This window comes from Ramlibacter sp., assembly GCF_036383835.1.
Taxonomy (GTDB): domain Bacteria; phylum Pseudomonadota; class Gammaproteobacteria; order Burkholderiales; family Burkholderiaceae_C; genus Ramlibacter.
In genome coordinates, this window is sequence record NZ_DASVNN010000044.1 from 1 (window position 1) to 3,947 (window position 3,947).

The window sequence follows — 3,947 nt, forward strand, 5'->3', positions numbered from 1 at the left end:
GCAAACACGCAGCAAGTTCGGTCGCGGGGGCCGCCTGCCCGGTCCTCGCAGGTTTGCCGAAGCGCCGAAGGGCGCGAAGGACGCCATGCCAGCGCGACCCCGGCCCCGCCCGTGCGGGGGCTGGCAGCCGGCGCGATGCGACAAAGCGGGAAGCGGCGCAGCCGCTTCAATACAGGAAGCCCTGGATCCCCGCCTGCGCGGGGATGACGAAGAAGCCGCCTGCGCGGGGATGACGAAGAGGCCGGGATGACGAAAGTCAGGCGATCACCGTCGCCCCGGCGTTCCGCAACTTGCCGAGGACGTCGTCCCAGCGCTGCGCATGGTCCGCATGCAGCCGCGTGCCCGACGCCAGCACCGGCTGGAACTTCCAGCCGCGCACCTGCGCCTTGTCGAACCAGGCCCGTGCGCTTTGCCGCACGATCCACACCGGCGTGCGCCAGGCGCCCCAGGGTTCCGCCGTGCGGGCGAGGTCCGGCGTCGCCTCCAGCGAACCGGACGCGTAACTGAGGAGGCCGTAGCGCCGCGGCGTCGAGGGCTGGCGCGGGCCGTCGTCGAAGGTCTCGAAGGTCGTCCCGTCCTCCAGCGCCGCCGGCAGCAGTTCGCGCGCGACCAGGTGGTGCCCCGCTTCGTGCCCTTCGCCGGTCTTGTGGTGCAGCACCGGCCGCAGTTCGAAGCCCGTGAGGCCGCTCGTGCGCAGCGCCTGCGCCGCCTGCGTGCCGACCACGTATTCGCCGGTCCATTCGTCGACGTGGCTGATGGCCGTGTCCGCCGGGGGCTTGCTCAGGTAGATGCGCTGCGGCAGGCGCACCGACCAGCGGCTCGCGGTGGGATGCAGCGTGTCCTGGTGGTAGGCCGCCATCGTGGCCTTCGAATCCGCGCGGGTCTGGCCGATCGTGGAGCGGCAGACCGCCTCGAAATGGGTGGACGCATCGAGTTCGGCGGGCGTGCACTGCACGTCGCGCAGGAAGCTCACGGGTTCGCCGTGCGCCAGTTCCAGCAGGCGCGGCAGCACCGGCCCGGAGGCATCGAAGAACTTCGGGAACACGAAACCCATCGCGGGATGGGCCTTGGCGCCCAGCGCCCGGGCCAGGGCGTCGTCCGCGCCGAGGCGCTGCGCCAGTCCGGGGCTGCACGGTCGCAGCGCGAGCAATACTTTCATGGGTCGTGATGGTAGCCGGATCAGGTGAAGCAGTGCCGGGCATGCCATGCGACACTCGCCGCCCGATGTCCGTTGCTTCTTCCATGCCACGCCCGCTGGCCATCGCGCTCGCCGGCCTCGTGTCCCTCGCCGTCGCCATGGGCATCGGCCGCTTCGCCTTCACGCCGCTGCTGCCGATGATGCTGGCCGAACGTTCCGTCGACCTGCCCGGCGCCAGCCTGCTGGCCAGCGCGAACTACCTCGGTTACCTGCTCGGTGCGCTGGCCTGCACCTTCCAGCCCTGGATCTGGCGGCGCATCGGCTGGGCCGCCAGCGTCAACGGGCCGCGGCTGGTGCGCGGTGGCCTCGTCGCCACCGTCCTCCTCACCCTGGGCATGGCGCTGCACCTGCCCTTCGCATGGGTGCTGCTGCGGTTCGCCGCCGGCGTGGCGAGCGCGGTGGTGTTCCTCTACACGTCCGGCTGGTGCCTGGAACAGCTCGCGCGGCGCGGTGTGCCGGCCATGGGCGCGCTGATCTACGTCGGTCCCGGCGCCGGCATCGTCGCCAGCGGCCTGGCGGCGAGCGGACTGGTCGCGATCGAAGCGCCGGCGGCCGTGGGCTGGGCGACCTTCGGCATCCTCGCCGCCCTGCTGACGGCGGCCGTCTGGCGCGTGATCGACACGCGGCACAACGCGCCGATCGCGCCGCCCACTGCCGCGGGCGACACCGCGCCGGCGCCGCCGGCGCACGCGGGCAGCGCCGAAATGGGCTGGCTCGCGCTCGCCTACGGCCTGGCCGGCATCGGCTACATCATCACCGCCACCTTCCTGCCGGTGATCGCGCGCCAGGCCTTGCCCAACTCGCACTGGCTGGACCTGTTCTGGCCGCTGTTCGGCGTCGGCGTGATGCTGGGTGCGATAGTCGCGTCGCGGCTGCGTCCGGGCGGCGACCTGCGCCTGCGCCTGGCCGGCTGCTACGCGATCCAGGCCGTGGGCGTGGCGGCCAGCCTCGTGAGTCCCACGCTCGCCGGCTTCGCCATCGGCAGCCTGCTGCTGGGACTGCCCTTCACCGCGATCACCTTCTTCGCGATGCAGGAAGTGCGGCGCGTGCGGCCGCTGCAGGCGACCAGCTTCATGGGCCTGCTGACCGCGATGTACGGCCTGGGCCAGATCGTCGGACCGCCGCTGGCGGCGTGGAGGGTGGCGCACGGCGCGACGCCGGCTGCCGGCTTTTCCGCATCGCTGTGGATCGCGTCGGCCCTGCTCGCCTTCGGCGCGCTGCTGTACGTGCTGCTCGCGCGGCGCTATCCCGCCGCGCACCTCACCGGCTCGCCACCTGCGACGCCGGCGCCGCGCGGCTGAGGGCCGGGTAGGGATTCACCGCCTCGCCCTTCCACCACTGCGGCGGATTGCCGAGGCGGAACACGGCGAAGTGCAGGTGCGGCGCCTGCGGATTGGCGTTGCCGGTGCTGCCCACGTAGCCGAGCACGTCGCCGCGCTTGACCTCCATGCCTTCGCGCACGCCGTCCGCATAGCGGTCCAGGTGCGCGTAGTAGTAGGCGAGTTGCGACGCGGGGTCGTACTGGTAGATCGTGAGGCCGCCGGGCTTGCTGGTGAAGAGCTTGGTGATGCGGCCGTCGTCCGCCGCCACCACCGGGGTTCCCTTCGCCGCCATGATGTCGATGGCTTCGTGCACGCGCTGGCCGCCGCCACGCGCGAGCGCGTACTGGTCGGTCAGCCCCGACGGTTCCACCCCGGCCACGGGCAGCAGCAGCGGGCGTTGCGCGAGCAGCAGCGCCCCTTGCGCGTCGCCGACGTCCTGTACCTTGGGCAGCGGCGCCTGGACGCCGGGCGTGGTGGGCGCGGGAGCCGGCATCGGGACGGGGGCGGCGGGTTCGACGGCCGCCGCCGACTGGTCGCCGGACGCCACGGCCGGCGCTGGCGCTGGCGCTGGCGCTGGCGCCGGTGCGGCAGCGGTGTCCGGACCGCGCAACGGCGCGTCCTCCGGCAGGCTGTGGGTCGGCGGATGGACGCGCGTCTGCACCGGCTCGCGGCCGCATCCCTGCAGCACCGCGGCGACGGCCAGCGCCGCAACCAGGGCAACGGGACGCATGGCGGTCACGACTTGGTGGGTTTGGCCGCGTCGCCGGCCTGCGGATCGCGCGGCTTCACCGGGTTGTCCTGCAGGAAGCGGGCGAGTTCCGTGGGAGCCGCCACGCCGTCGGTGGAAGCCGTTGCAGCGGTGCCGCCAGGCGCGGACGTGCCTGCCGTTCCGGCAGCGCCCATCGCGCCGGTGTCGGGCGACACGGGCGCCGGCGTCTGCGCCGCCATGGGGGTGGACGCATCCGCCGGCGGCGTGCTGCCGTCCGCCGGTGCCGCACTGGGCGCGGCCGCGGTGGCCGTCGGCGGCGCCGTGCTCTCCGTCGAAGCCATCGGCGCCGGTGCCGGCTCGCTCGCCGGCGCCGGCTGGCTCGTGGCCGCCGTGGTGTCGGAGCCCGGCTTGTCGCGCACGCTCACGTCGCAGGCCTGCAGGCCCAGCGCCGCAACGGCGGCCAGGAGGGTGAGTTTCCAGTTCTTCATGCCCGCACCTCCACGTTGATGCCCTTGTTGGCCACGGTGGACAGCCGCACCACGTCCCAGTTGGTCAGTCGCACGCAGCCGCTGCTTTCCGCGCGCGACATCTGCGAAGGCTCCGCGGTGCCGTGGATGCCCAGGTGCTCCTTGCTCAGGGCCAGCCACATCACGCCGACCGGGTTGTTGGGGCCGGGCGGCAGCTTGACCTTCTTGTCGGTCTTCGGATTGCGCAGCAG

General features: G+C 73.0%; 5 protein-coding genes. 1 reads left to right on the top strand and 4 read right to left on the bottom strand.

Features of this window, described 5'->3' with window-relative positions; translation table 11 throughout:
• Positions 1-256 precede the first annotated feature (256 nt).
• Positions 257-1,159, bottom strand: coding sequence for a hypothetical protein (locus tag VF522_RS07525; RefSeq protein WP_330907616.1), 903 nt, complete (start codon positions 1,157-1,159; stop codon positions 257-259).
• Positions 1,160-1,242: 83 nt separating this feature from the next.
• On the opposite strand from VF522_RS07525, the gene VF522_RS07530 reads away from it, so the two are divergent.
• Positions 1,243-2,499 carry a YbfB/YjiJ family MFS transporter gene (locus VF522_RS07530; RefSeq protein ID WP_330907617.1) on the top strand — a complete coding sequence of 419 codons (1,257 nt, stop codon included), beginning with the start codon at positions 1,243-1,245 and terminating at the stop codon, positions 2,497-2,499.
• Here VF522_RS07530 and VF522_RS07535 read toward each other — a convergent pair.
• From VF522_RS07535 to VF522_RS07545, 3 genes are all read right to left on the bottom strand, one after another.
• A complete protein-coding gene (locus VF522_RS07535; RefSeq protein ID WP_330907618.1) occupies positions 2,459-3,250 on the bottom strand; it encodes a M23 family metallopeptidase in 792 nt (263 codons plus the stop codon). The genes VF522_RS07530 and VF522_RS07535 overlap by 41 nt on opposite strands.
• Before the next feature lie 5 nt (positions 3,251-3,255).
• Positions 3,256-3,717: a hypothetical protein gene (locus VF522_RS07540; protein ID WP_330907619.1), complete on the bottom strand. Its 462-nt coding sequence runs from the start codon at positions 3,715-3,717 to the stop codon at positions 3,256-3,258.
• On the bottom strand, positions 3,714-3,947 hold a 234-nt coding region (locus VF522_RS07545; RefSeq protein ID WP_330907620.1), incomplete at its 5' end, for a L,D-transpeptidase. The genes VF522_RS07545 and VF522_RS07540, both read right to left, overlap by 4 nt.